A 26,101-nucleotide genomic window follows, 5' to 3' on the forward strand; every position below is an offset into this window, starting at 1 on the left:
AATCGGCAATTGTGCCGCCGGTCACTTTCGGTATCGCTTGGTAACGTCCCTCAGGACGATTTTTTACTGGCTTCCTTCAGCGCCTTCGCCCGCTCGCGCACGACGGTCGCCCGGCCCGGCTTTACCTCCTGGCGCGCACGCCCGAAGGCCAGCGCATCGGCGGGCACGTCCTCGGTAATCACGCTGCCGGAAGCGATATAGGCTCCCTCCCCGATCGTGACGGGCGCGACCAGTGAGGAGTTGGAGCCAACGAAGCTATTGGCCCCGATCCGGGTTTCGGCCTTGTTGTAACCGTCGTAATTGCAGGTGATGGTGCCAGCGCCAATATTGCTGCCCGCGCCGACGAAGGCATCGCCGATATAGGTCAGGTGGTTGACCTTGGCGCCCTCGCCGATTTCGGCCTTCTTGACCTCGCAGAAATTGCCGACCTTGGCATTGGCATGCAGGTTCGCGCCCGGGCGCAGCCGCGCATAGGGACCCACCGTGGCACCCTGCGCGACATGCGCGCCTTCCAGATGCGAAAAGGCGTGAATGACGGCCCCAGACTCGATCGTGACACCGGGACCGATGACGACATGCGGCTCGATCAAAACGTCCTGGCCGATTTTCGTATCGAAGGAGAGGAACACGGTTTCGGGCGCGATCATCGAAACGCCGTCCACCATCAATTCGTGGCGGCGGCGCTCCTGCCAGAGCTTCTCGATAAACGCCAGTTCGGCGCGGTTGTTGCAGCCGACCAGCTCCGTTTCCGGCGCATCGATGGCGACGGCGCGGCGGCCAAGGGAACGGGCGATCTCGACCACGTCGGTCAGATAATATTCACCCTTCACATTGCTGTTGCCGATCCGGTCGAGCAGGTCCAGCGCATTGCGGCCGTTGATGGCCATCAATCCGCTATTGCACCAGGTGACCTTGCGCTCCGCATCGGTCGCGTCCTTCTCCTCGCGGATGGCGACAAGTTCGCCATCCTTGACCAGAAGCCGGCCGTAACCGGTCGGGCGATCGGTATGGAAACCGATGACAGCGACATCGGCGCCGGCGGCAATCGCCTCACGCGCCCGGTCGAGCGTTGCGGAGGTGATGAGCGGCACGTCGCCATAGGCGACGATGAGATCGTCGAAACCGCGTTCGATGGCTGCGCGCGCGGCAAGAACGGCATGGCCGGTGCCCTTGCGTTCCGTCTGCAGGAAAGCCTCGACCTGAAGGCCCGGAAGGCTGGCGGCAGCGGCGACATTGTCGGCATCGCGCCCGACAACGAGCGCCGCCGTGCCGACGCCCGATCCAGCCACCGCCTGCACCACATGCGCAATCATCGGCCGCCCCGCGACCGCGTGCAGCACCTTGGACTTCGACGACTTCATGCGCGTGCTGTCGCCCGCAGCGAGAATAACGGCTAGAGAGCTGCGCTCCATAAGACCTCCAACACCCCGTTTGCGGCTGCCTTGCAGCCGGTACAGCGGCATATGCTTGACTTTGCGCCGGCCGAAGAAACGGACGGACGCGTCGGTAATTGCGTTCCGGCATTGCTATAACGGCGGCCCGCTTAAGAAACCATGCAAATCCGAACCAAAATTTCCGCACCGATTTTCATCAAAAGTGATCAGCGGCCGGACGGCGTGATCTAGCGGCGGGGATTGCGGGCGGTGAATTCCAATATCTGCTGACGGCCATTTTCAATCAGCCGTTCCATTTCACGCCGGGCCGCAGCCTCGTCATGCAGACGAAAGGCTTCGACAAGCCGTAGGTGAGACGCCGATACGTCGGAAATCTCATTGGGATCGGTGTCGGGATTGCTCATCCGGAAAATGCCTGCCAGAGCCGCCTTTATCAGCGAACCGACGGTGCGCATGAAGGGGTTGCCGGACATTTCGGTGATGAGCACATGGAAATTCATGTCCGCAAGCGCCCGTTTTTCCTTGGAATAGGCCGTATTGCCCATCTCGTTGGCATAAGCGGCCAGCCTTGCGATATCGGCATCCTTGGCGCGGGTGGCGGCAAGCCCCGCGCCATAGGGTTCGAAGGCTTTGCGGATGTCGTAGAGATGCAGCAGGAACTCGTCGCTGACGCCCGCCTCGAAATGCCAGAGCAGCACTTCGCTGTCGAACATGTTCCAGCTTTCGCGCTCCGTCACCCGGGTGCCGATGCGCGCCTTGGGGGAAATCATGCCCTTGGCGGTCAGCGTCTTCATCGCTTCGCGCAGCACCGTGCGCGACACTTTCAGCCGCTCCATCAACTCGGCATCGCCCGGCAGGATGTCACCCGTCCTGAAGGTGCCGGAGACGATATCGAGACCGAGCTTGTGAACGACCTGTGCATGATTTGTCCGCAGCTTTCGAAAACCGATCGCCGCATCGAGCATTCCGCGCTGCAAGTGTCATGTCCTTCCGTTCGGTTGGCGACTTCAAAAATCGCGCCAGACGTGTGTATCGCACGTCAGACTATAGTGAAAAACATCATGTCGCATGAAAAGCAAAGGCAAACTGCATCGACAGCGTAAAACGGATTAAAATAACAAAGGCCGCGCATGAATTTCATGCGCGGCCTGTCATTCAATACGCAGAGAAAATCCGCATTATTGCGGCAGCTTGTCATCCACGCCGGCAACATAGAAGTTGAGGCCGAGCAGAACGCCGTCCTCGGCCTTCTCGCCCGCCTTCAGCCACTCGGAACCGTCCTGCTTCTTCACCGGGCCGGTGAAGGGGTGCAACTCGCCCGACTTGATCTTGGCTTCGGTGTCCTCGGCCATCTTCTTCACGTCATCCGGCATGTTGGTGTAGGGCGCCATGGTCAGGATGCCGTCCTTCAGGCCGTCCCAGACGGATTCGGACTTCCAGGTGCCATCGAGAAGAGCCTGCGTGCGCTTGATGTAATAGGCGCCCCAGGTGTCCTTGATGGCGGTGAGCTGCGTCTGCGGGCCGGCCGCGATCATGTCGGACGCCTGGCCGAAGGCCTTGATGCCGCGTTCGGCCGCAACCTGCATCGGTGCCGTCGTGTCGGTGTGCTGCGTCAGGATATCGACGCCCTGATCGATCAGCGCCTTGGCGGCATCGGCTTCCTTGCCGGGGTCGAACCAGGTATTGGCCCAGACGACCTTCACCTTGAAGTCGGGATTGACGGACTGCGCGCCGAGAACGAAGGCGTCGATGCCCATCACCACTTCCGGGATCGGGAAGGAGGCGATGTAACCGGCGAGACCCTTCTTCGACATCTTCGCGGCGATCTGGCCCTGAATGTAACGGCCTTCATAGAAGCGCGAATTGTAGGTGGCGACGTTTTCAGCCGTCTTGAAGCCGGTGGCGTGCTCGAACTTCACCTTGGGGAACTTCTGGGCAACCTTCACGGTCGCATCCATGAAGCCGAAGGAGGTGGTGAACACCAGTTCGCAGCCGGAGCGGGCCATGCGCTCGATGGCGCGTTCGGCATCCGGGCCTTCGGGAACGCTTTCGAGGAACGGCGTCTCGATCTTGTCGCCGAAATGCGCCTGCAGTTCCTGGCGGCCGATATCATGCGCCTGCGTCCAGCCGCCATCGGTCTTTGAACCGACATAGATGAAGCAGACCTTCTTGGCGTCGGCGGCCTCAGCCGAGGAAACGACGCCGCCGAGCGCCGCGACGGAAGCGGCAAGTGCGATGACCAGTTTTTTCATTTTTACCCCTGTTGGTTTGGAGACGTGAGGATTCTTCTTCACCTGTCCGGCACGAAGGATTTGCCCAAAGATGCCGGCGTGTTGATCAAGGTCGTGCGGCGATTATGCGAGATGATGACCAGCACGACAATAGTTGCGAGATAAGGCATCGCCGAAAGCAATTGCGACGGCACGCCGATGCCGAAGGCCTGCGCATGCAATTGGCCGATGGTGACGGCGCCGAACAGATAACCGCCGGCCAGCAGGCGCCAGGGACGCCAGGAAGCGAAAACAACGAGCGCCAGCGCAATCCAGCCACGCCCGGCCGACATGTTTTCCACCCATTGCGGCGTATAGACCAGCGACAGCTGCGCTCCCGCAAGACCGGCGCAGGCGCCGCCGAACATGACCGCCAGATAGCGCGTGCGGATGACATTGATGCCAAGCGCGTGGGCCGAGGCGTGATTGTCGCCGATCGCCCGGATTTTCAGGCCCGTGCGGCTTTTGAACAGGAACCAGCTGATGCCGAAGACCAGCGCGATGGACATGTAGAAGATCAGATCCTGGCGGAACAGCAATGGCCCGATGAAGGGGATTTCCGACAGCACGGGGAAGACAATCGGCTGCAGCTTGATGCCCGGCAGGCCGACGAAACTTTCGCCCAGCATGCCGGAAACGCCAAGCCCGAGAATGGTGAGCGCCAGACCCGTCGCCACCTGGTTGGTGACAAGCGTCAGCGTCAGGAAACCGAACAGCAGCGAAAACACCGCACCGGAAGCGATACCGGCCAGAATGCCGAGATAGGGCGACCCCGTCATATGCGCGGTGGCGAAGGCGCAGACCGCACCCATGATCATCATGCCCTCGACGCCGAGATTGAGCACGCCTGCGCGTTCCGTCACCAGTTCGCCCGACGCAGCGATGACGAGCGGGGTTGCAGCGGTGATGACGGTGAGGAGAATGGCCTGGAGCATATCCATCATGCCGCTCCTTCTTTGCGATGTGTCTTGCCGGTGAACACGACCCGGATGCGATAGAAGATCAGCGTGTCGCAGGACAGGACGAAGAACAGCATCAGCCCCTGGAAGACCCGCGTCACCTTGTCGGAAACACCAATGGAGAGCTGCGCCGCCTCGCCGCCGAGATAGGTCAGCGCCAGCACCAGCCCGGAAAGGATGATGCCGAGCGGATTGAGACGGCCGAGAAAGGCGACGATGATGGCGGTAAAGCCGTAACCCGGCGAAATGCTGGGCTGGAGATGGCCGATGGAACCGGAAGCTTCCGAAATGCCCGCAAGCCCGGCCAGCGCCCCCGATAACAGCAGCGAGAACCACACCATGCGGCTCGACGAGAAACCGGCAAAGCGCCCTGCCCTTGCCGATTGGCCAAGCACGGTGACTTCGAAGCCCTTCAGCATGTAGCGCATCATGAACCACAGCGCGATGGCCGCGACGATGGCGAACACGAAACCCCAATGCGCCCGGCCAGAGGCCAGCATTTCCGGCAACACGGCGCTGTCGTTGAACGGCTTGGTCTGCGGGAAGTTATAACCGCCGGGATCGCGCCAGATGCCGCGTGTCAACCAGTCGAGGAAAAGCTGCGCGACATAGACCAGCATCAGGCTGACGAGGATTTCATTGGTGTTGAATTTCGTTTTCAACAGCGCCGGAATACCCGCATAAAGCGCGCCGCCGATAGCGCCCATCACCATCATCAGCGGCAGGATGAGCGGCGAATGCCAGTCGGGATAAAGCACCGGCAGGATGGAACCGGTAATCGCGCCGATGGTGAATTGCCCCTCCGCGCCGATATTCCAGTTATTGGAGCGATAACAGATCGACAGGCCGACGCCGATCAGGATCAGCGGCGCGGCCTTGATCGCCAGCTCATGCAGCGACCAGACCTCCAGCAGCGGCTCGACAAAAAAGGCATAAAGCGCATGGGCCGGATTTTTGCCGAGCATGGCGAACATGACGGCGCCGACCAGCAGCGTCAGCACCAGCGCCAGAAGCGGTGACAGCAGGGTGAAAAGCTTCGAGACCCCTGCGCGTTTTTCAAGCTCAATGCGCATGCTGGGCGGCTCCCGAATGTGACGTGTGAATGCCGCCCATCAACAGGCCGATCTTTTCGAGCGTCATCTCCTCCACCGGATGGGCTTCGGAAAGCTTGCCATCGGAAATGACGGCGATATTGGTGGCGACCTCGAAGATTTCATCGAGATCCTGGCTGATGACGATGACGGCCGAGCCGGCCCTGGCAAGATCGACCAGCGCCTGGCGGATGCGGCTTGCGGCACCCGCATCCACACCCCAGGTCGGCTGGTTGACCACCAGCACGGAAGGCTGGCGGTCAAGCTCGCGCCCGACGATGAATTTCTGCAGGTTGCCGCCCGAAAGCGAACCCGCCAGCGGATCGGCCCCGCTCTTGCGCACATCCATGGTTTCCGAAATGCGCCGCGCCGCCGCCTTGATGACCGACCCGCGGATGACGCGCAGGAAACCGCCGGTCAGAAACGCCTTGCGGTCGGAGCGCGCCCGCGCCAAGAGCAGATTGTCGGAAAGGCTCATGCCGGGAACCGCGGCATGGCCATGGCGCTCCTCTGGCACGAAACCCGCGCCCATCAGCCGCCGGCCGTTGATGCCGATACGGCCGACCGGCTTGCCGCGCAGATGGATGGCATCATTATTATAAACGGGATATTCACCCGAAAGCGCATCGAACAGCTCGCCCTGCCCGTTGCCCGCCACACCGGCAATCGCCAGCACCTCGCCGGCGCGCACAGTCATCGAAACCGATTTCAGCGCCACGGCAAAAGGCGTGCGCGGCGCAACCGAAAGCCCCATGACCTCGATCTGCGGCGCGCCGAGCGCTTCGCCCGCTGCCCGCGAAACGCTTGCGACATCGCTGCCGACCATCATGCGCGCCAAGGATGCCGGCGTTTCCCTGCGTGGGTCGCAGGCGCCCGTCACCTTGCCGTGACGCAGGACGGTGGCGCGGTCGCAGATGCGCTGCACCTCTTCGAGGCGATGGCTGATATAAAGCACCGAACGGCCTTCGGCCTTCAGTTTTGCCAGCGTCTCGAACAGCTTGTCAGCCTCCTGCGGCGTCAGAACCGAGGTCGGCTCGTCGAGAATGATGAGGCGCGGGTTCTGCAACAAAGCGCGGACGATCTCGATGCGCTGGCGCTCGCCGACCGAGAGATCGGCCACATGCGCATTGGGGTCGAGCGGCAGGCCATAGGCCCGCGACAGCGTTTCCGCTTGCCCGGCGATTTCCTTCAATGAAATTTTCGGGTCGAGCGACAGGGCGATGTTTTCAGCGACCGTCAGCGCTTCGAACAGCGAAAAATGCTGGAAGACCATACCGATGCCCAGACGGCGGGCCTCGCTTGGCGAGCCCACGGAAACCGGCTGGCCCTGCCAGATGATCTCACCCTCCGTCGGCGAAAGCACACCGAACAGCATCTTGACGAGCGTGGATTTTCCCGCGCCGTTTTCCCCAAGAAGCGCGTGGATTTCGCCGGGCGCAATATCGAGATCGATGCCGTTGCAGGCGGCGAAATTGCCGAACAGCTTGGTCAGCTTGCGAACGGACAGGAGAGGCACGGCCTCCGGCGCCAAAGTTCCAGTCACGAGTTCCCTCTCTCACCGACCGCCCATGCCTTCTTCGAGGCGTTTCGAACGGTCGCGGTCATTGTTCCCAATCCCGCACCAAAAAGTATGCAATGACACGCGATCAGAACTTATTGATAACTGTTTTGCTGCTGCGCACAACTGAAAAAGACGTTGCTTAAATGCAATTTGCACAAGCAATAAACGGCTTTACCTTTTTCTCATTTCGCACCGAGCGACGGGAAAAACTGCAAGATTCCACCGATGCAATAAAGGTAGATTCCGCTCGCCACAAAGCCAATCACCGCCCATGTCGGCGTCTGGAAATGCATCAGCAGCGCATAACCGCCAAGTGCGCACCAGATGGCCACGACAAGGAGATTGAGCGGCCGCAGCCGCTTCACCCGCACCGGATGCAGAAAATTGATCGGCAGGAAAGTCAGGAACACCGACACCGTCACCACCGTCATGGCCGTGGTCGCGCTGGCATCCATGACGAACAGGGTGAAGATCACCATGTTCCAAACGACAGGGAAGCCGGAGAAGAAATATTCGTCCGTCTTCATGCCCATATCGGCATAATAAATGGCGCTGGACACCACGATCATGCCGGCCGCCACAAAGGACCAGGGTTCGCCGATCATGCCGCTCTGGTAGAGCGCAAAGGCTGGCAAAAGCACATAGGTGACGTAATCGATGATATTGTCGAGCGTATCGCCGGACCAGTTGGGCAGAACGTCCTTCACCCTGACCTTGCGGGCGATGGGACCGTCAATGCCATCCACCAGAAGTGCCAGCCCCAGCCACCAGAACATGTCGACGAAGCGATGTTCGGAAGCGGCGACGACACCGAGAAACGCCAAGAACGAGCCAGAGGCGGTCAGAATATGAACGGAAAAGGCGCGGATTTCCGCGTAGGGAACACGCTTGTAGTTGAAAATTTTCATGGTCAGCGTCTGCGCCCCGCTTTTCATCCGCCTTGTTCATTCCGGTATGCGGCCATTCACCACGCTTTGCAACCGGCTCAATCCGCTTATCCTAGGACTAATATAGTGACGCAACCAACGAATGTTTGCGCCCGGATGTTCCGGCGCCCAAGTGGATTTACCCGCACAAAGCCTTTATGATGCTCTGGAAATAACAACGGATCAGGACCATGAGACACTTCGATATCGCCATCACCGGTGCGGGACTTGCGGGCCAGATCGCGGCCATCGCGCTGGCGCGGGCCGGCCGCCATGTGGCGCTTGTCGCGCCGTCCAGCGAAAAGAAGGACCAGCGCACGACCGCGCTGATGGACCAGTCGATCCGTTTCATGGACCGCCTTGGCCTCTGGTCGCGTATCGCGCCGTCGGCCGCGCGGCTTTCCACCATGCAGATCATCGACGGCACCGACCGGCTGCTGCGCGCGCCGACAGTGCAGTTCCGCTCTTCCGAAATCGGGCTCGACGCCTTCGGCTGGAATATCCCGAACGAAGCGCTGCTCGGCGTTCTCGGGCAAGCAGTGGAGCAGGAACACAATATTACCCGCCTCGACACGACAGCCGAGACGATCGACATCGGCAACGACCGAGTGACGGTGACGCTTGCGGACGGCGAAACGCTCTCGGCCGATTTCCTCATCGGTGCGGATGGCCGCAAATCGATGGTGCGGGATGCGGCCGGCATCGGCGTCAAATCCTGGTCCTATCCGCAGACCGCTATCGTCCTGAACTTCGGCCACAGCCGGCCGCACGGCAATGTCTCGACGGAATTCCACACTCCCACCGGCCCTTTCACCCAGGTTCCCCTGCCCGGCAACCGTTCCAGCCTCGTCTGGGTCGTCACGCCGGAGCAGGCAGAAGAACTGACGGCACTGCCGCTGGAGGCGCTGAGCCTCCGGATCGAGGAGCGCATGCAATCCATGCTCGGCGCGGTAACCGTCGAGGACAGCGTTCAGGCCTGGCCGCTTTCCTCCATGACGGCACATCGCTTCGGCAAGGGCCGCGTGGCCCTGATCGGCGAGGCCGCCCATGGTTTCCCGCCCATTGGCGCACAGGGGCTCAATCTCAGCCTGCGCGACATCATTGCCCTGACCGAACTGCTGGGCGCCGTCTCCGACCGGCCGATTGCGGCCGACGCCGGCGAGCGCTTCGACCGCAGGCGGCGGGCAGATGTCTATAGCCGTACCCTCAGCGTCGATCTCCTCAATCGCTCGCTGCTTTCCGACCTCCTGCCGGTGCAGATGGCGCGCGCGGCCGGCCTGCATGTCCTCTCCGGCATCGGCACGCTCAGAAGCATGGTCATGCGCGAGGGCATCGAGCCCGGCCGCGGGTTGAAGGCCCTGCCCTCACTGTTGTTCGGCAGCTTCAAAAAGGCTGGATGACATAAACCACGCCCGTCAGCGTGAAGACCGACAGCACCGTCGAGATCAGGATCGTCGCCGACGCCCGCTCCTGCCAGACGTGATATTGCTGGCCGATGACAAAGACATTCGTCGCGGTCGGCAAGGCGGCCAGCAGCACGGCGGAATAGATCCACACCGGTTCGAACCGCTGTAATGATGAGAGCACGAGATAGGCGGCGAGCGGATGCAGGATCAGCTTCGCCGGCACGATATAGATGATTTCCGCCGGCACCCGTTTCATCGGCCTGAGCGCCAGCGTCACGCCCATGGCAAACAGCGCGCAGGGCGCTGCCGACTGCGCCAGATAATCCACCAGCCGCTGCACAGCCTCCGGCGGCTGCCATGACAGCGAGGCGGCGAGAAAACCGGCGATTACCGACACGATGAAAGGATGGGTGATGACCTTGCGCGCCACATCCAGCGCAAGCCTTGAGGCAGAACGCTTGTCACCGCCCGCAACCGCCATCATCGCCGGCGCGACGATGAAATGGGCGGCGTTTTCAAGGCAGACGATCAGCGCCACCGGCACCGCCGCCTTTTCGCCAAGTGCGAGAAGCGCAAGCCCCGGACCCATGTAGCCGATATTGCCGTAACTCGCCGCAAAGCTCTGGATCGTGGTTTCGGCGAGACTGTTTTTCCGCACGAACCGGCCGATCAGGAACACCAGCAGGAAGATCCCATAGGTGCAGGCAAGGCTGGCGGCGACAAAATCCATCCGCGCCAGCTCTTCCACCGGCGTTTTCGAGACAAGCTTGAAAAACAGCGCCGGAAGTGCGGCATAGATGATGAAGGTATTCAGCCAGCCCATCGCCTCGACCGGCTGCCTCGTGATGCGCGCCGCGCCGTAACCGATGAAGATCAGGCCGAAAAACGGCAACAGCAATCCCACGATATCGGCCACGATCATTCCCCTCGCCTATAATGTCCGGGGAGGCTTAACCGATTTTCATCAGGATCGGAAAGGTCTCCTGGAACCAGATCGCCACATTGGTGATGAAACCGGACATGAAAGCGAGGCCGGTCAGCACCAGCAGCACGCCGAGGAGCTTTTCCACGAGGCCGAGATGGCGGCGGAAGCGCACGAGGAACCGCATGAAGGAACCGGAAAACGCCGCCGCAATCCAGAACGGCACGGCAAGACCGAGCGAATAGACCGCAAGCAGCGCCGCACCGTCACCAACCGTGTCGCGTGATGCGGCAACGCCGAGGATCGCCCCCAGAACCGGGCCGATGCAGGGCGTCCAGCCGAAGGCGAAGGCGAGACCCATGACATAGGCCCCGGAAAGTGTGGCCGGCTTGCCCGCGCCCTGAAACCGCGCCTCGCGCGAAAACAGGCCGATGCGGAACACGCCGAGAAAATTCAGACCCATGAGGATAATGATGAAACCGCCGATCTTGGCGAGAATATCGAGATTCTGCCGCAAAAGCGTGCCGATCGTCGAAGCGCCGGCCCCCAGCGCCACGAAAACCGTGGCGAAACCGAGCGTGAAGAAGAAAGCCGAAAACAGCACGGCCCTGCGGATCTCCGGCCGCGGCGCGGTCTCCTCCGTCCTGAACTGCTCGACCGAGACACCCGCCATGTAACAGAGATAAGGCGGCACCAGCGGCAGGACGCAGGGTGACAGAAACGAAAGAGCGCCGGCCAGAAGCGCGCTGAACAGGGAAATATCCGCAATCGACAACAAGGACTCCGCATCCCGCAAAGCGGCCGCGATTTTGAAAATCCGCCGGCACCTCGCGCTTCATTTTCGTGCATGTCATTGCTGCAAAACGATTTCACCCGCTTATCCGACACGCGTGAAGCCGGTTTTATCCCCAGCCGGCCCCTCTCTCCAATCACCTTTTCGGGGGTGCGACAAAAAAAACCGGATTGATTGTAGAAAGCGCTTTTTTTGGGTTGACCGAACGGATCGCTCTACCTATGTTCCGCGCACTTCCGAAGGGCAAATCAGCCCCGCCACGGGAGAGCGTAGCTCAGCCGGTAGAGCAACTGACTTTTAATCAGTAGGTCCAGGGTTCGAATCCCTGCGCTCTCACCAAAAACAACAATAAAATCAAATACTTACCGGTAATTTTCGCTTTCATGCGACTTGCTTGCGACAATTTGCGACTGATAAATGTCGCACATGTCGCATGCCGGTTTTGCGGCTGACTTTTCCGCATTACCCCGGCGTCCTTTTGTTTTCGATCCATCTGCCGAGAGCAAGAAAGACCAAGTCGGAAATCCACATCGCGCTCGTACCAACCTGAAATGCGGCCGCCAGCATCGTGGCATATGTGGCGGCAATACCGGCTACCGCCCCGCCTATTGCCACCAGCGCGGTTTTGACCGTGTTAAGCACGCCGATACCAAGGGCACGACGCACCGCCGGCATAGTGGCGATCGCGTCGACCGCAGAACCAACGATGACGGCCAAGAGCGCGATCTGGACGCGCCAATCAAGCTGGAAAGCGCCAAGTTTCTCGGTGATGGTTGTGCTTGAGATGCCACCAGCAAGAAGCCAGGCCCAAAAGCGGCCGGACTTGCGCACAGGCTTAGCCTTCGGCCTGTCCAGCTTCTCCGGATCAACATTTTTGACCGGGGCGACAGATGCGCCACCGCCGCCCCGCCCAGCCGTTGACGGCTTCGGAGCGATCGTTGCCGTCTTATCCGCCTCAGTCATGAGCGCAGCGAGCTCACGAACGTGACGTAAGCGCTGCTCGACCTGCTCCGGCTTGACGAGAGATTTATTAAGCCTGTCGCCAGCGTAATAGCTCTGCCCGCGCGCGACGTCCCGATGCTCACCTTTGGTAGCGGACAACACCGGAAAACTTGCCCACTCTCTTGCAAGGTTGAGCCCGAACTGCACGAGGCTGATCCGGCCCGCGATGAAATCCGCAGCCGCAACGCAAGAGCAGAAAAGAGCCCAGGCGACCCTGCAGGCTCGAAGAAAAGATTGTCCTGCCATCGATGGAGCCGGCTGCCTTGGCGATATCCTGCAAGGTCTTGCGCATGAACTGATATCGACCAGCAGCGCTCGAGGCGGTCTTGTGGCCCCAGTTTGCGCGCACCCAGGTCTTGTTTCCCCAGTTTCCCTGGGCGTCAACAATCTCGCCGTAGGTCATTTGCGTAAGCCGAACCGGCAGGTTCGCCTGACGGTTACCAAGAATCGTGTCGTAGCCTTGCGGCGCTTCGATATCCCCGATGAAATCCAGCAGGTTTTGCGCATGCAGCGGCACGGTATCAGGCAGTTTAGCAGACGTGAAAATGGCTCCAATTTTACGATTGAAGCCATGATAAGCGCCGCCCGCAGGGTCAAATGTAGCTCACAAACCAACAAGTTAATAAATCAACCATAAATTGAAGTTGACCGAAATACACGGCCTAATTAGGGTGGCGGATCATTCATATTTGCCGGGGGGCAATCAGGAAATGTCACTATCGAAAAGTATAGCCCGGAAACTTCTGGGCGGTCGCGCTATTTGGAGAAAGCGCAACGACGCCAAGGCAAGAACCGACCAACTTTCCCGCGAACTGGAAGAAGAGCGACACACCACCGCCGCACTGCAGAAAGAGATCGAGCAACTCAGGAACCCGCCAAAGCCATTCAAGACCGTTTCGCTTATGGGGCGGCAGATGAAGATCTTCGGCCGGCACGGAGACAGTTATTTCGACAATCTGGATGAGGCACACACCAACAACTTTCTGGCGTTCGCCGCATCGAGGCTCGATCGCAACAGTGCTGTCGCCTTTGACGTCGGCTCCAATATCGGGCTCATCGCATCCACCCTGTCAGGAGCATGCAAGGAGGTGCACTCCTTCGAGCCCAGCCCGACAACGCAGCCATTCCTCATGCAAACACTGGCTGCCAACGGCGCGTCCAACGTCACCGTCAACAAGGTGGCAGTCGCGGCCGAGAAAGGCGAGCTCCGGTTTTTCGATGACTACAATTCGACCTCAGCAAGCCACGTCATCACCGGCGACACGCTCGGCCGGATCTCGGAAGTCGTCGTTCCAGTCACGACGATCGACGCCTACACCGATGAAAAGAAAATCAATCGCCTAGATTTCATGAAGATCGATATCGAGGGTTTCGAGATCGACGCGCTGCGAGGCGGAGAAAACACGATCAAAACGCTCAAGCCGAGCGTTTTGGTAGAATTCAACTCATTTACGATGATCGGCTTCCGAAACGTAAACCCGCGCGAGCTCCTGGACTATCTACGCGGCTTGTTCCCCCATCTGTACAAATGGGAAGGCGGGCAGCCCGTCGAGCTAAAGACCGACGGCGACGCCCTTGGGTTCATTCATAACAACCTGGTGCACCATGGTTGCGTCGACGATTTGCTAGGAACCTTTGCGCCCGTCTGATCTGTGACGCTGGCCCTCGATGGGCCAGCGCTTCATTCGGTTCAAATACTCGCCTGCCAGGACACCTGGCGGTCGGCTGTCACAGCAACACCCAGATCAATCGTAAAAGTCGTCTGGGTTTTCGCAGAAACGCGAGGGATGAACGAGCCAAGGTTCTGAGCGCCAGCGCCGTAGGCGTCGGACGTGACGCTCCGGGGAATGACGCCCAGCCCATGCGTGACAGCAATGCCGGACGCTCCGTTCGGAATGGTAGCAATTCCACAGCGGCTCAAACCCGTGACAATGCCGCCGTTGGTTTCAGAGAACAGCGGCGCTCCTCTTCGGCGAAGCCTTCGGCGGACGCAATTTGCGCTGCATTCGGGCCTTTCACAACCCGATTGCCCTGCTTCATCAGCGCGTCGCCATCCTGAAGACCGGCATCGCGCAAAGAAAGCACGATGTATCGAGTGGTGGCGGGCACATTGGAAGGGAATGTGATGGTGAAAAAATCAAGCGGGTTCAGAACGCTGTTTCCGTTCACCTTGGTGACGGTGACGCCGGCCGTCTCCGCGAACCTCAGCTCGTCGACAGCCTGGGCACAGACAAGAACGTCCTCCGGATCGAATATCTCGAAATCGAAAGGTCCGTAAACAAGCCCGCGCTCACTGCGTTGCGCGCATCGCCTGTCCGTGGGACGTTTAAGTTAACCTGTCCGCCAAACAACCGATCATGCTAATCCTCTCGCATAGCCTTCGCGATCTGGTCCGTGAGCGGCTTGACGAGATAGGATAGCGCGGTTCTTTCGCCGGTCTTGATGTAGGCCTCCACCGGCATACCCGCCAACAAGCTCAGATTGCCGAGTTTCGCCAGTTCATCCGGCTCGATCTCAATGCGCGCTGTATACCAGCTTTCACCCGTTTGTGGATTGCTGACGAGATCGGCGGCAACCGTCTTCACGTACCCGGCGACTTCCGGCGTCGTGCGTTGGTTGAAAGCGGAAAAACGCAGGGTCGCCTGCTGGCCGACATGCAACTGGTCGATATCGGCCGGCTGGATTTTTGTCTCGACCACCAGCCGGTCGTTGATCGGCACGATCTGCATCACGGTCTCGCCGGCGGTGATGACACCGCCAATGGTGTGGACGGCAAGTTCGTGCACGATCCCATCCTGCGGTGAGCGGATATCGATCCGCTTCAACTGGTCTTCGGCCGTGACCTTCTGCTCTGAAAGTTCGGCGAGCTTGTTGTCGACGTCGCGAAGTTCCGTCAGAACCTCCGCCAACCGATCCTGATCGAGCTGAAGGATCTGCAGTTCGGTTTCAGTGATGCGTGTCGCAGCCCTGGCGATCTCGGCGATCAGCTGGCCGCGCTCGCCATCGAGCTGCGCCCGTAGCCGCTCCAGCTCCGCCAGACGGTTGAACTGGATCAGTTGCTGCTCGTTGAGGCTTCGGACGCGAACAAGCTCCTGCCCGATCCACGACAATTCTTCCGCCTTGGCACTCTTGCGAACGACCAACCCTTCGTTCTCCTGCCGTATCTGGTCGATCCGCTGTCCGAGCTGGGCCTTCTGGCCATCAAGGGTGCGCCGCCTGGCGGCAAAAAGCGACGTTTCCGCCGCGATATATTCGGCAACGTCCGCTTCATCGGCCTCATCAGCTCGCCGCATCGCGACCGCGCGCATGCCGGCATTATCCCGCTCTGCCACAAGCCGCATTCTTCTGGCACCCAGTTGAGCCATCTGTTTTGCAACGATAGCAAGATTGGCTCGCGTCACCGTAGCATCAAGGCGAATGAGCAGATCGCCCGACTTGACGATCGCGCCGTTGCGCACGGTGATCTCGCCGACAATACCGCCTTCCCTGTGCTGGATACGTTTGACGTTGCCATCAACGACGACGGTGCCAGTACCGATCACCGCACCGGACAAATTGGCGGTGGCGGCCCAGCCGCCGACGCCAAAAACCATGAGAGCGAGGGTGAATAGCCCCGTCATTGTATAACGCCGAATGGAACGGCTTGCCGGACTTGGTTTTGTTGTGTTCACGCTTTTTCCGATACTGCACGCATTGTCGTCTTGCGGAGCACCTCGTCGCGTGGCCCGAAGGCCACCATCGCGCCTTGGGCAAGGACGAGAACATTGTCGATAGCCGAGAGCGCATTGGGGCGATGCGCGACGATCACCACGATGGCGCCGCCCTGCCGGGCGATGGTGATCGCATTCGTCAACGCCAGTTCGCCTTCCGCGTCGAGGCTGGCATTCGGCTCATCCAGAACGATCAGGAAAGGTTTTCCGAACAACGCCCTGGCAAGGCCGATCCGTTGCCGCTGACCTGCGGAAAGTATCGCGCCGCTCGTGCCGATCCTCGTATCGTATCCTTCCGGCATCGACAGGACGAGGTCATGCACATCCGCCAGCCTCGCCGCCTCGATAATGTTCGACGGTTCAGCTGAGTTGGAAAAACGGCTGATGTTTTCCGCAATCGTGCCGTCGAACAGCTCAACGCCCTGCGGCAGATAGCCGATCGACGGGCCAAGCGCTTCGGGATGCCATTGGTCGAGTTCCGCCCCGTCCAGCCGGATCGTTCCCCTTGCCGCTGGCCAGATGCCGACAAGCGCGCGCACGAGTGTGGATTTACCAGAACCGCTTGGACCGATGATGCCCAGACCTTGCCCTGCCTTGAGGGAAAAGGTGACATCACGGACAATCAGGGACTGATTGCCCGGGGCTGCGACGGCAAGATTGGAAACCAACACGGATTTTTCCGGCGCCGGTAGCGACATCTTCTCCTGGTGTGCTCCCGCCTTGTCGAAAAGCTCGCTAAGACGTGCTTTAGCCTGCCGAAAATTGACGAAGCTTCGCCATTGACCGATCGCCAGCTCAATTGGTGCAAGCGCTTTAGAGGTGATAATTGAGGCTGCGATCATCGCACCCGGCGAAGCCAGTTGTTTGATCGCAAGCCATGCACCTAGTGCGAGGACGGCTGACTGCAGCGCCAGACGAAAAATTTTCGAGAAGGTGGAAAAGCTGGCGGTCGCATCGCTTACTCGTCGCTGCTCGTTCAGGTATGCGACGTTAGTTTTTGACCATCTCTGCGCATATGCGCTCTTCATGCCCATGGCATGCAATGCCTCCGCATTCCTCCGTCCCGCTTCGACGAAATTAGCGCGAACTGACGACAGACTGGACATGCGCTTGCTAGGTGCCCGGAAAAAGGCTTCGCTGGAAAGCGTTATCACGATCAAAACGGCCGCACCGATTATTGCCAACCACCCGAGATAGGAATGAAACAGAAATAACACACCAACATAAAGCGGCAGCCAGGGCATGTCGCAAATGGCAACCGGACCCGGACCGCTCATGAATTGCCGCATCTGCTCGAGGTCCCTGACCGGCTGCGAAGCAACCTCTCTTTTCGACATTTTGAGCGGCAAAAGCATTACGGCGTCAAAAGTCGGACCACCCAGCTGCTCGTCGATCCTCTGGCCGATACGCGCGAGGATTCTTGCGCGTATCAGTTCGAGAATACCGAGGAACGCATATAGGGTGATGGCGAGCACTGACAAAGCAACAAGAGTCGGAACGCTGCGGCTCGAAAGAACCCGGTCATAAATCTGCATCATGTACAGCGGACTGGTCAGCATCAGGATGTTGGTGAAAGCGCTGAGCAAAGCGACCGAGAGAAAAGCACCTCGGGTCGCGCCCAAGGTGGCGTCGACCAATGGTCGTCGCCTGTCATGGTTCAATTGTCTGGGCAATGGTCAATTCCTGGGCGAATTAGCCCGCGCAAATGCTGCGGGGGCCGCCGTTACCTTCAAATATAATTGTCTAATATATCTATCTTTTCACACCCGATGACTAAGGCGAATTTGACCCTCGTCAATGTTGCAAACTACCCCGCCTCACACCGTATGCCTTGCGCGCATGTAATTTACACCATGTAAATGACGGACCCGAAGCTTCGCGTCTCCCCTAACTCGAACAGAACGTGCAGCAATATCTGGGAAGATATTTTTTCGAAGATCGCGAACGATGTTCTTTCCGTCGCCAAACGGAGCCATGAAATCCATGAACAATATTCGATCGCCGCTATTCCAATCTTGCGGACGCAGGATGTAGTCTGTGGAGAGATACCGCTCCTCAATCTCTTTACTGAGCGATGCCCATGTTACAAACCCCACAGGACCACCGTTTTTATAATATATGCGAAATTGATTGAGATCGATCGGTGGAAAAAACACAGATCCAATATCATTGATGAAATATTTCCGATGAAGATCAGACGATAACATCAGGTAAACCAATTCACCGAGAAGCTTGATTATTCGTTTTCCGCTCGCCTGAGCCAAAATACCCAACTGAGCCGCATCAGACGATGTAGAATTGTTATCGCTCGTCATTGTTCGATTTCACAGTTTGTAACTCAATCATTCAAGAACTCATTCCGACTCCTGCAGAAGCCGGAATGAGCAACACAAATCGCTTAGAGCAGAAAGTGGGATTGATCGAGCTTGTGCCCGGCACCCAAAAGCCGGATCGAGAAATCACCTTCCCGATCCAACGAAATGTCGGTGTGGTTGGCACTTTCAACGATCACAAGGTTTTCAAAGGATATTTCAAGTTCTCTGAAATCAAGTTTGTCGATATTTCGTTCGAAGTCGGTAATGACATCGATCATCGCACGCTGACTATCTGTTCGGAAAGAGAAGCGGAACAGGTCCGCCCCTTGTCCGCCTACAAGCACGTCGGCGCCGGCTCCCCCGATAAGAACATCGTCATCCGCGCCGCCTTCCAGCAGATCGGAACCATGTCCACCGATAAGATGGTCCCGGCCCTGCCCCCCAAGCAACTGGTCATTTTGGTCCCCACCATCCAAGGTGTCGTTACCTAAATCGCCTATCAGCCGGTCTTTGCCTTCGTTACCATGAAGTGTGTCGTCGCCTGTTCCGCCATCAATGTAGTCTTCACCGGAGTCTCCGCTCACACGATCATTTCCAGCCCCTCCGAAAAGCCGGTCGTTCCCAATTCCACCCTTCACAACGTCATTATTGACACCACCGAAGATGAGATCACTTCCATCCCCACCTTCAATCAGGTCGGATCCGGACCCACCGTATATTATCTCATCGCCAGTGCCGCCATAGATGACATCCGCGCCAACACCCCCGTGAATCCAGTGATTGCCGGCTATCCCGTAAATGAGATCGCTATCATCTTCTCCGACAATATAGTCCCAGCCGGAGCCTCCTCTGAGAACGTCCGTGCCGGTACCGCCATAGAGCCGATCGTTTCCTTCATTGCCTTCGAGATCATCGGACCCGGCCCCACCATGTAGGGCATCATGCCCGGTGCCGCCAATCAGACGGTCCTCACCCCAGTCGCCAATCAAGGTGTCGTCGCCGTCATCTCCGTACAACGTATCATTGTGACCACCGCCATTCATCCAGTCATTATGAGCTCCACCGCGAAGAATGTCATACCCATCTTCCCCGTTTAGCACATCATGACCATTTCCACCGTCGAGGAAGTCCTCGCCCCACCCGCCATTAAGTTGGTCATTGTCGTCGTCACCATAAAGACTGTCACTATGCCCACCGCCATGCAGAGCATCGTGACCGCTACCACCCCTCAGTATATCGAACCCTTCTTCGCCATGGAGCTGGTCATCCCCGTTTCCGCCGTCAATGAGATCTTCACCCCACCCGCCATTCAAGAAATCATTGCCATCTTCGCCATAGAGTCTGTCACTATGACCACCGCCGTGAATCCAGTCATCCTGGGATCCGCCAACGAGATGATCGAATCCATCTTCACCATAGATGGCATCGTTGCCATCCATGCCGTTGACATAATCATTTCCTGTTCCTGCCCAGATCTGATCGTCACCTGCACCCGCGTAAACCGCGTCATTACCGCCGAATGACCATATACGCTCCGACCACCAGTTGCCATGCATCTCGTCATTCGAGAGGCTCAATTCATCGCTTGGAAGATCATAAAAGCCCGAATAAAGGAGAAACTCCTCAACTCGGAAATCGTAATCTTTGACGAGCACGTTTTGCTTTTTCTTCCCCCCCGTCCGTACCCATTCCTCGTTATTGTGGAAAACTGCATTGGGACCTGTTTTGAAGATATTATCGAAGCTGTCAAAAGATGGATCGTGGTGCCAAATACCGGCACCGGACGACCCCTTGGGAATATCGGCGTTTCTATGCACTTGCGCAAACACGGAACTGTCAGCCTCACCTTCAGGATTGTCGTCCCTGCTGAAATCGTGATCGACATGTCCACTGAAACGTTGCGCCTCCATCGTCCGATCAACGAAGACGTCAAAATAGAAATTCTCGTCTTTGAGGGAATTGGCCTGAACTCTTTCCAGGAGTAGATGCTGATTGTTGCCTAACTCGACAATCGTATCATCGCCCTTTTGAGTGAAACTCAATTGCGCTACCGAAATTCGATCCCCAAATGCGGAGAGATCGATACGATCCTCGGCTGAATTAAAATCCGTAATGGTGTCAATATCACCACTGCGTGCAGTGACCTTGAAAACATCACTACCGGCACCACCCGTCATGATGTCGAAGCCACTGCCATCGACAATGACGTCGTTGCCGGCGGTGCCATCAATAATATCGTTCCCGCCAGTCCCAGAAAATCCTTCTACTTTCTTTATGTTAAACAGGAAGTCATTTTCCGCGAGAGTCGACGCATCGACGTCTTCGATCAACACAAGTTGTCCAGACCCCAGTTTCATCACAGAGTCGGTACCGGCCTGCTCAATACCCGAACCAAAATACTTCATCTGCTTCAGCGAGACGAACCTGTTTTCAAATCCAGTGAGATCAATGCGATCGTCGCCTTTTTCGAAATCGGAAATCGTTTCCTTGCCTGCTTCAATGTTAATGACAAAAAGATCCTTGCCTTGGCCTCCGACGAGCACGTCATCGCCAGTGCCACCAATGATCACATCATTTCCGTCATCACCGACAAGAAGATCGTTTTCGCCTGAACCGTGGATCGTATCATTTCCACCGCCGCCGAAAATCCCATCTTTACCGGCGCCGCCATCCAGAAAATCATCACCGCCAAGGCCAAGGATGCTGTCGTTACCGCCGAGGCCGAGAATTCCGTCATTCCCCTCTGTGCCGACAAGATTGTTGTCACCATCATCGCCAATGATGAGATTGGTCAGATTTATGGTGTAGGCGTTTGAAAATTGAACCGCCTCCACCTTACGCGCGCCATCAGCAAACTGTCCCTGGATACGAACCGCATTTGCGTTGTCCCGAACGGAATATATAACGAGATCATCGCCGTCCCGAGTTAGCGACACATGCTTCGGTTCCACGCCGCCTGTCAGCTTGAGAACATCTGTTCCCTCAGTCTCTGATATAGTTACTGACCCGCCAAACAAATCGACTTCGTAGATGTCATTGCCAGTACCGCCCGAAAGGCTGTCGGTTCCAACGCCACCAATGAGCCTGTCATCACCCAATCCACCGCTGAGAACGTCGTTTCCTTCTTCTCCGTCCAGTGTGTCGGCGCCATCTCCCCCGTTTAGCGTGTCATTACCACCGCCTGCCAGAAGTTCGTCATTGCCAGCACCACCGCTCAGTGTGTCATCACCAAATCCACCTACCAGGACGTCTTCACCATTACCACCATTAAGGACGTCGTTGCCCGCATCGCCGTTCAGAGCATCGTTCTCTGTACCGCCTTCAAGAATATCGTTCCCTTCGCCACCATGCAGCACATCGTCACCAGCACCACCGGAAAGCGTGTCGTCACCCGCATCGCCTTTCAAAATGTCGTTGCCGATCTCTCCAAGCAAGCGGTCGTTGTGTTCTCCGCCAGCGAGTACATCATCACCGACGCCTCCCAAAAGAAGATCATCGCCAGTGCCACCGGAAATCTTGTCGTTGCCTAAATTTCCATTGAGGATGTCATTGCCATTGCCGCCATTAACGGTGTCGTTGCCCATCCCGCCATCAAGGCTGTCACGCCCGTCCCCTCCTTCAAGGATATCGTTGCCTTCCCCGCCTTCGAGTGTGTCGTTGCCGGTTTGCCCGTAAAGAATGTCGTCTCCAGCCCCTCCGAAAAGCGAGTCATCGCCGTTCTCGCCCCATACGGTGTCGTTCCCGTCCATACCGCTGATGACATCGTTACCGTCATTGCCGGTGACAATATCGTTTCCGCCCCCTGCGTAGACGGTGTCATTACCAAGACCTGCGTAGATGCGATCATCGCCTGCGCCGGAGAACGTCATGTTTCCCGCAGGGTCGATGACGACCATATCGCCAAAGAGGGTGTCGTCGCCCGTGTCGCCCGACACAACATCATTGCCCGATCCGCCAATCACCACATCTGCGCCATCACCGCCGTTAAGCTTGTCATCTCCTTCGCCGCCGTCGACAAAGTCAGTATTGCCACCAGCGTGGATATAGTCGTTGCCAGCGCCACCCGTGACCGTATCCTTGCCACCGGGGCCGTTGCTGGCGTAAGCGGTCTTTCCATCCCATTCCTGGTCGCCGTAGAGCGTGTCGTCACCTTCCCCGCCGGAAATGCGATCGTCTCCATTGCCGCCCAAAACGTAGTCGTTTCCATCACCTCCGATCAGGACATCATTACCATCCTTGCCATGGAGAATGTCGTTTCCACCATTCCCATAGAGTTCGTTGTCTCCATTGGAACCAACCAGAGTATCCGGCCCATGATTTCCGATAAGCTTGTCATTCTGTCCATCACGGGCCGAAACGCCATAGCCGCTTGATTGTGCAGTAACGTATTGGGTCAGCGTGCCATCGGCATGGTATTCGATTTTAACCAGAGGCGGTGGCGGCGGCAGCTTGCGTCCGCCAAAGAGGCTGCCGAACAAACCTCCCAGTATGCCTCCCAAGATCGGGCCCAGCGGCCCGAGAACCGGCAGAAGAGCTGCGCCAAGCGTCTGGCCAATATAGGTGGTGGCCGCGGCGACAGCCGTCTGGACTAGGGTTTTATCGAAATCCTTGAAGCCGTGATCAACGAGGTTGGAAAAGAACGTGACCGCAGCCGCAACCGCGGCGCCCCCCGCTGGCGTCAACTTTGGCGTTAGCAGGATTGTGCCCTTGTCGGCAATCATTGCCACGGGCACACTGGATGCGACCCATTCGAACTGCTTCACGACTTCCGTGACCGCATAACGAATAGACGTGTTAGCCGCCAACTTCGCCCAGTCGCTTCCATTCATTTCACTACCGCGAAGGGCAGCGACTACCGCAAACTGTATAACGGCACCCTTAACAGCTTGGCCAGCCGACGTATCGAAGAACTTCGCGCTGTTTATAACAGGGAGGTCACCCACCTTAGTAAAGCCGATTTTATCGCCAGTGAGACCGAACGTGTCTGCGAGGAAATCGACCCCAAGATTTATTGCCAATTGAATTGCGTAGCTCTCAGCAACTTTTTCTAGGTCACCCCCCCTCACAAGATCAGAGATGATCTGGGGCGCATAATTCATCAAGTAACCCGGAATACTCTCAAGCGCGTCACTTAAGGCCTCCCTCACCGCAGCGGCGCCTTCAAGCGTCATGGGTACGTAGTCGCCGAGTTTTACGCGCGTTCCGTCGAGCTGTACGATCTCGATATTTTTATCCAAGAAATACAGAAACTTGCCGTCATCTTTTTCGATAAGGGTGACCTGATCTGCCGTAAACATATCCCGCAAAATGTCTGCGTCCTGACGCGACACAGTGTGGTCTGACTCTGTGCTCTTGTTGTGAACACGCACGCCGCTTGCCACATAAGTATGGAGTTCTTCCACCTCGAAGTTATAGGTTTGCCAGCAATCCTCCATTGTTGGAGCGAGAGCTGCGTTATCTACCGAAATAAGTTGTGTTTTCGCGCGCTCGAACATATGCGCGGTATCCAGAGAGTAGACGATACGTTCCGCCGCTACTTCAACTGTGGCTCCCGATGCAAGGACAACGGTCGCCTTTCCATTCTCGATCATATCTTCAATCGGGGGAAATTCACCGAAAACGTTAAGGAAATGATGGCCTGGTGTCGCCACAAGTACCTGTGCTTGACCGTTCTCCTGCCACGTCAGTTTTATCCACTCTGTCGTCGTATTGCGATAAAGCCTAGTTACCTTACACGGTACAAGCCCGCCACGTCCTAGATCCGCGGAAGGATCGAAAGCGAGAACCGTGTCGCCCTCTGATATATCACTAATTGGCTTGCATTCTCCAGAGTCCATCATGATGGATGTGAAAGAAGGAAAGCACCAATCACCATAAGCTGTTTGATAATTGCCCTGATTAACTAGACCTTGATACCTCGCACCTTCAAAGACCATTTTAACGGGTTCGTATATGCCGAACGGTTTTGTGATTGCATTTATGACAGATGCGGTACCGTTCACCACACCGCTCACGTTGCTGGATCGAAAATCATAATTATCTTCAGCAACGTAGTATCCGAAATTAGATATACTGACGCCGGCCGGAGAAAGATGGAACTTAGTATCATCTGCAATTCTTACACTGTAAGACCCGATGGTAAATCCCACCTCACTCGGCAGCTTCTTGCTACCGAAATTCGATCCCCAATCATACAGCGTGCCGTTAATCGACAGTCCCCCAACTTTGGCATCGCGCAATTGAGCAGCGCTATACGTTCCGTATGCCAAACCAGACTTTCCGGCAAAAAAAGTTTGGACAAAAGAAAACTTGTCGGGAGAAAGTTTATCGAAGTCGATGCCCTTATCTGCATCTACAACCTTCTTAAAAAATTCATCAGCAGGAAAAATTACGGTTGCAGCCTTTCCACCCCCACCTTGAGTAAGAGCAGTGTAACCGTCGGGCACCCCATAGCTGTAGAAATTGTTTGCAACATTGGCATTGAAATCCGCTAGACTCCCAATCCAAATATTATTTTCTTCATCGATAAGCTTAAAGCTTCCCATACCTATATCCCGCAAATGGTTTATTGAAAATCATGTTTATTTTCCCGCAGCTCCCAATAAAAGCGCTCACGAATTGACGTGGATGTGTAAAATTTGCTTCATATTTATTTGTGTCATACTCGGATTCAGGATTGGCAGGAATTTTGTGTTTCTTTATTTCCCAGGAACCGTCCTCTGCTCTCAAATCGGTGGCATTTTTTGGAAAAAAAGATCTCAATCCTGAGGTCTTAATTTCATCTATGACGATGTTTCGTATTTCAAACTCCGACAGCTCTACGTCGCAGCTTTTTGGCGGAAAGTAAGGTATAAGGAGAGGAATAAATAAGGGCCCCGCCGCAATAATTAATACTAACAATACAAAAAATACTGGTATTATTGAAATTATATTTCGATTACCCATAATAACCAGGACCGTTAAAATATTTATATTCGTATTTTTTCGTTTATTAAAGCAGACTGGCGAATTATATTCATGACGTCTGACTCATCTCTATTTCTCAAGGCAATTCAAAATGAAAATGTTCTGTATCGGCATAAATTTCTGAAAGTCGGCCCGCATCATCCGTTCGCCAGGCAATCGAGAAAATAGAGCGCCCAACCGGAGCGTTTCGGGACAGCCCACGTAAAGTTAAAGAGGAGTTTGTCGAACGTCGGATGGCGCTTCGTCGAAGCGACTGGGCATCTTCAGGAAAATGAGATTCGTAATCGCTTTTTCTAGCTTCCCCGAACCCCATGTAGTTCATCCACTCCACGAGATTGCTTTCGCAGGAGCCGATTGGGAAAGCGGCCAGTACGAGGTTCCTGAAGTTTGGCGAGATGCCGTAAATCACAACCGGCGGCCATGCAAAGGCGGATGATTTACTCAAAGGGATACAATTTCTCGGACGAGATTTATAAGTATCGATATAGTGCGGCCCGTAAGGAATCCCCCCAAAAAAAGACAAAAAAAGGACTAAAAACAAAGACATAATAATATTAACATATATTAATATTATTGACTTATTTTCTTTTTGCGACATTATTAAATTCGCCTACGGTATTAAATGTAAAATAACGATAAAAAACCATGACAAGCTACGCCAACTCATGCGTATATTTTAAAACCCAACAAAGTATACTTATTTATGAAGGATTATTGGCGTATTTGAAGAATGTCAACATCTGAAAACAAGATGCCTATACATTAGAAAAATCAACGTACCTAATG

19 protein-coding genes and 1 tRNA gene are annotated in these 26,101 nt (G+C 56.6%); 3 read left to right on the top strand and 17 right to left on the bottom strand.

Translation table 11 applies throughout. The features are described from left to right. Window positions 1-50: 50 nt before the first annotated feature. The 7 genes from glmU to pcsA form a co-directional block, all read right to left on the bottom strand. Window positions 51-1,412 (bottom strand): bifunctional UDP-N-acetylglucosamine diphosphorylase/glucosamine-1-phosphate N-acetyltransferase GlmU, encoded by a 1,362-nt coding sequence (gene glmU / locus ACI2KA_RS00100; protein ID WP_404498159.1) that lies wholly within the window; start codon window positions 1,410-1,412, stop codon window positions 51-53. Window positions 1,413-1,621: 209 nt separating this feature from the next. Next, window positions 1,622-2,359 carry a FadR/GntR family transcriptional regulator gene (locus ACI2KA_RS00105; RefSeq protein ID WP_404498910.1) on the bottom strand — a complete coding sequence of 246 codons (738 nt, stop codon included), beginning with the start codon at window positions 2,357-2,359 and terminating at the stop codon, window positions 1,622-1,624. A gap of 213 nt (window positions 2,360-2,572) precedes the next feature. Beyond that, entirely contained in the window at window positions 2,573-3,646 is a 1,074-nt protein-coding gene (locus ACI2KA_RS00110; RefSeq protein WP_404498161.1) for a BMP family ABC transporter substrate-binding protein, read from the bottom strand. Between the two features lie 38 nt (window positions 3,647-3,684). Further along, window positions 3,685-4,605 carry an ABC transporter permease gene (locus ACI2KA_RS00115; RefSeq protein WP_404498163.1) on the bottom strand — a complete coding sequence of 307 codons (921 nt, stop codon included), beginning with the start codon at window positions 4,603-4,605 and terminating at the stop codon, window positions 3,685-3,687. Next, window positions 4,605-5,696, bottom strand: coding sequence for an ABC transporter permease (locus ACI2KA_RS00120; RefSeq protein WP_404498165.1), 1,092 nt, complete (start codon window positions 5,694-5,696; stop codon window positions 4,605-4,607). Before ACI2KA_RS00120 ends, ACI2KA_RS00115 begins: the two co-directional genes overlap by 1 nt. After that, window positions 5,686-7,245 carry an ABC transporter ATP-binding protein gene (locus ACI2KA_RS00125; protein ID WP_404498912.1) on the bottom strand — a complete coding sequence of 520 codons (1,560 nt, stop codon included), beginning with the start codon at window positions 7,243-7,245 and terminating at the stop codon, window positions 5,686-5,688. The genes ACI2KA_RS00120 and ACI2KA_RS00125 overlap by 11 nt, the downstream gene beginning before the upstream one ends. Before the next feature lie 212 nt (window positions 7,246-7,457). Continuing rightward, window positions 7,458-8,183: a phosphatidylcholine synthase gene (pcsA, locus tag ACI2KA_RS00130; protein ID WP_400816634.1), complete on the bottom strand. Its 726-nt coding sequence runs from the start codon at window positions 8,181-8,183 to the stop codon at window positions 7,458-7,460. 209 nt (window positions 8,184-8,392) lie between these two features. On the opposite strand from pcsA, the gene ACI2KA_RS00135 reads away from it, so the two are divergent. After that, complete coding sequence (locus tag ACI2KA_RS00135; protein ID WP_404498167.1) at window positions 8,393-9,601, top strand: UbiH/UbiF family hydroxylase; 1,209 nt, start codon at window positions 8,393-8,395, stop codon at window positions 9,599-9,601. On the opposite strand, the gene ACI2KA_RS00140 is transcribed toward ACI2KA_RS00135, so the two are convergent. Both ACI2KA_RS00140 and ACI2KA_RS00145 read right to left on the bottom strand, forming a co-directional pair. Beyond that, entirely contained in the window at window positions 9,585-10,523 is a 939-nt protein-coding gene (locus ACI2KA_RS00140; RefSeq protein ID WP_404498169.1) for an AEC family transporter, read from the bottom strand. The genes ACI2KA_RS00135 and ACI2KA_RS00140 overlap by 17 nt on opposite strands. A 34-nt stretch (window positions 10,524-10,557) precedes the next feature. Then, window positions 10,558-11,304, bottom strand: coding sequence for a cytochrome c biogenesis CcdA family protein (locus tag ACI2KA_RS00145; protein ID WP_065116233.1), 747 nt, complete (start codon window positions 11,302-11,304; stop codon window positions 10,558-10,560). A gap of 281 nt (window positions 11,305-11,585) precedes the next feature. On the opposite strand from ACI2KA_RS00145, the gene ACI2KA_RS00150 reads away from it, so the two are divergent. Next, window positions 11,586-11,661 (top strand) — tRNA-Lys (locus ACI2KA_RS00150). A gap of 123 nt (window positions 11,662-11,784) precedes the next feature. Here ACI2KA_RS00150 and ACI2KA_RS00155 read toward each other — a convergent pair. Beyond that, a complete protein-coding gene (locus ACI2KA_RS00155; protein ID WP_404498171.1) occupies window positions 11,785-12,471 on the bottom strand; it encodes a hypothetical protein in 687 nt (228 codons plus the stop codon). Then, window positions 12,404-12,841: a hypothetical protein gene (locus ACI2KA_RS00160; protein WP_404498173.1), complete on the bottom strand. Its 438-nt coding sequence runs from the start codon at window positions 12,839-12,841 to the stop codon at window positions 12,404-12,406. Before ACI2KA_RS00160 ends, ACI2KA_RS00155 begins: the two co-directional genes overlap by 68 nt. 193 nt (window positions 12,842-13,034) lie before the next feature. On the opposite strand from ACI2KA_RS00160, the gene ACI2KA_RS00165 reads away from it, so the two are divergent. After that, window positions 13,035-13,973, top strand: a complete 939-nt coding sequence (locus ACI2KA_RS00165; protein ID WP_404498175.1) for an FkbM family methyltransferase — start codon at window positions 13,035-13,037, stop codon at window positions 13,971-13,973. 268 nt (window positions 13,974-14,241) lie between these two features. Here the strand turns inward: ACI2KA_RS00165 and ACI2KA_RS00170 are convergent, their stop codons facing one another. The 6 genes from ACI2KA_RS00170 to ACI2KA_RS00195 form a co-directional block, all read right to left on the bottom strand. Continuing rightward, complete coding sequence (locus ACI2KA_RS00170; protein ID WP_404498176.1) at window positions 14,242-14,493, bottom strand: hypothetical protein; 252 nt, start codon at window positions 14,491-14,493, stop codon at window positions 14,242-14,244. Window positions 14,494-14,684: 191 nt separating this feature from the next. Further along, window positions 14,685-15,944, bottom strand: a complete 1,260-nt coding sequence (locus ACI2KA_RS00175) for an HlyD family type I secretion periplasmic adaptor subunit (RefSeq protein ID WP_404498178.1) — start codon at window positions 15,942-15,944, stop codon at window positions 14,685-14,687. A 47-nt stretch (window positions 15,945-15,991) separates the two neighbouring features. Then, window positions 15,992-17,671, bottom strand: a complete 1,680-nt coding sequence (locus tag ACI2KA_RS00180) for a type I secretion system permease/ATPase (RefSeq protein WP_404498180.1) — start codon at window positions 17,669-17,671, stop codon at window positions 15,992-15,994. Window positions 17,672-17,851: 180 nt separating this feature from the next. Beyond that, window positions 17,852-18,349 (bottom strand): toxin-activating lysine-acyltransferase, encoded by a 498-nt coding sequence (locus tag ACI2KA_RS00185; protein WP_404498182.1) that lies wholly within the window; start codon window positions 18,347-18,349, stop codon window positions 17,852-17,854. Window positions 18,350-18,432: 83 nt separating this feature from the next. Continuing rightward, window positions 18,433-24,894, bottom strand: coding sequence for a M10 family metallopeptidase C-terminal domain-containing protein (locus ACI2KA_RS00190; protein ID WP_404498184.1), 6,462 nt, complete (start codon window positions 24,892-24,894; stop codon window positions 18,433-18,435). A 497-nt stretch (window positions 24,895-25,391) separates the two neighbouring features. Further along, window positions 25,392-25,913, bottom strand: a complete 522-nt coding sequence (locus ACI2KA_RS00195; protein ID WP_404498186.1) for a hypothetical protein — start codon at window positions 25,911-25,913, stop codon at window positions 25,392-25,394. Window positions 25,914-26,101: the final 188 nt, after the last annotated feature.

The sequence above is a fragment of the Agrobacterium sp. NPDC089420 genome (assembly GCF_044900305.1).
In the GTDB taxonomy this organism is placed as follows: Bacteria; Pseudomonadota; Alphaproteobacteria; order Rhizobiales; family Rhizobiaceae; genus Agrobacterium.

Coding starts and splice junctions, on each gene's coding strand:
- glmU (WP_404498159.1), bottom strand. CDS start 1,412: ATGGAGCGCAGCTCTCTAGCCGTTATTCTCGCTGCGGGCGACAGCACG.
- ACI2KA_RS00105 (WP_404498910.1), bottom strand. CDS start 2,359: ATGCTCGATGCGGCGATCGGTTTTCGAAAGCTGCGGACAAATCATGCA.
- ACI2KA_RS00110 (WP_404498161.1), bottom strand. CDS start 3,646: ATGAAAAAACTGGTCATCGCACTTGCCGCTTCCGTCGCGGCGCTCGGC.
- ACI2KA_RS00115 (WP_404498163.1), bottom strand. CDS start 4,605: ATGGATATGCTCCAGGCCATTCTCCTCACCGTCATCACCGCTGCAACC.
- ACI2KA_RS00120 (WP_404498165.1), bottom strand. CDS start 5,696: ATGCGCATTGAGCTTGAAAAACGCGCAGGGGTCTCGAAGCTTTTCACC.
- pcsA (WP_400816634.1), bottom strand. CDS start 8,183: ATGAAAATTTTCAACTACAAGCGTGTTCCCTACGCGGAAATCCGCGCC.
- ACI2KA_RS00135 (WP_404498167.1), top strand. CDS start 8,393: ATGAGACACTTCGATATCGCCATCACCGGTGCGGGACTTGCGGGCCAG.
- ACI2KA_RS00165 (WP_404498175.1), top strand. CDS start 13,035: ATGTCACTATCGAAAAGTATAGCCCGGAAACTTCTGGGCGGTCGCGCT.
- ACI2KA_RS00175 (WP_404498178.1), bottom strand. CDS start 15,944: ATGACGGGGCTATTCACCCTCGCTCTCATGGTTTTTGGCGTCGGCGGC.
- ACI2KA_RS00185 (WP_404498182.1), bottom strand. CDS start 18,349: ATGACGAGCGATAACAATTCTACATCGTCTGATGCGGCTCAGTTGGGT.
- ACI2KA_RS00190 (WP_404498184.1), bottom strand. CDS start 24,894: ATGGGAAGCTTTAAGCTTATCGATGAAGAAAATAATATTTGGATTGGG.
- ACI2KA_RS00195 (WP_404498186.1), bottom strand. CDS start 25,913: ATGTCGCAAAAAGAAAATAAGTCAATAATATTAATATATGTTAATATT.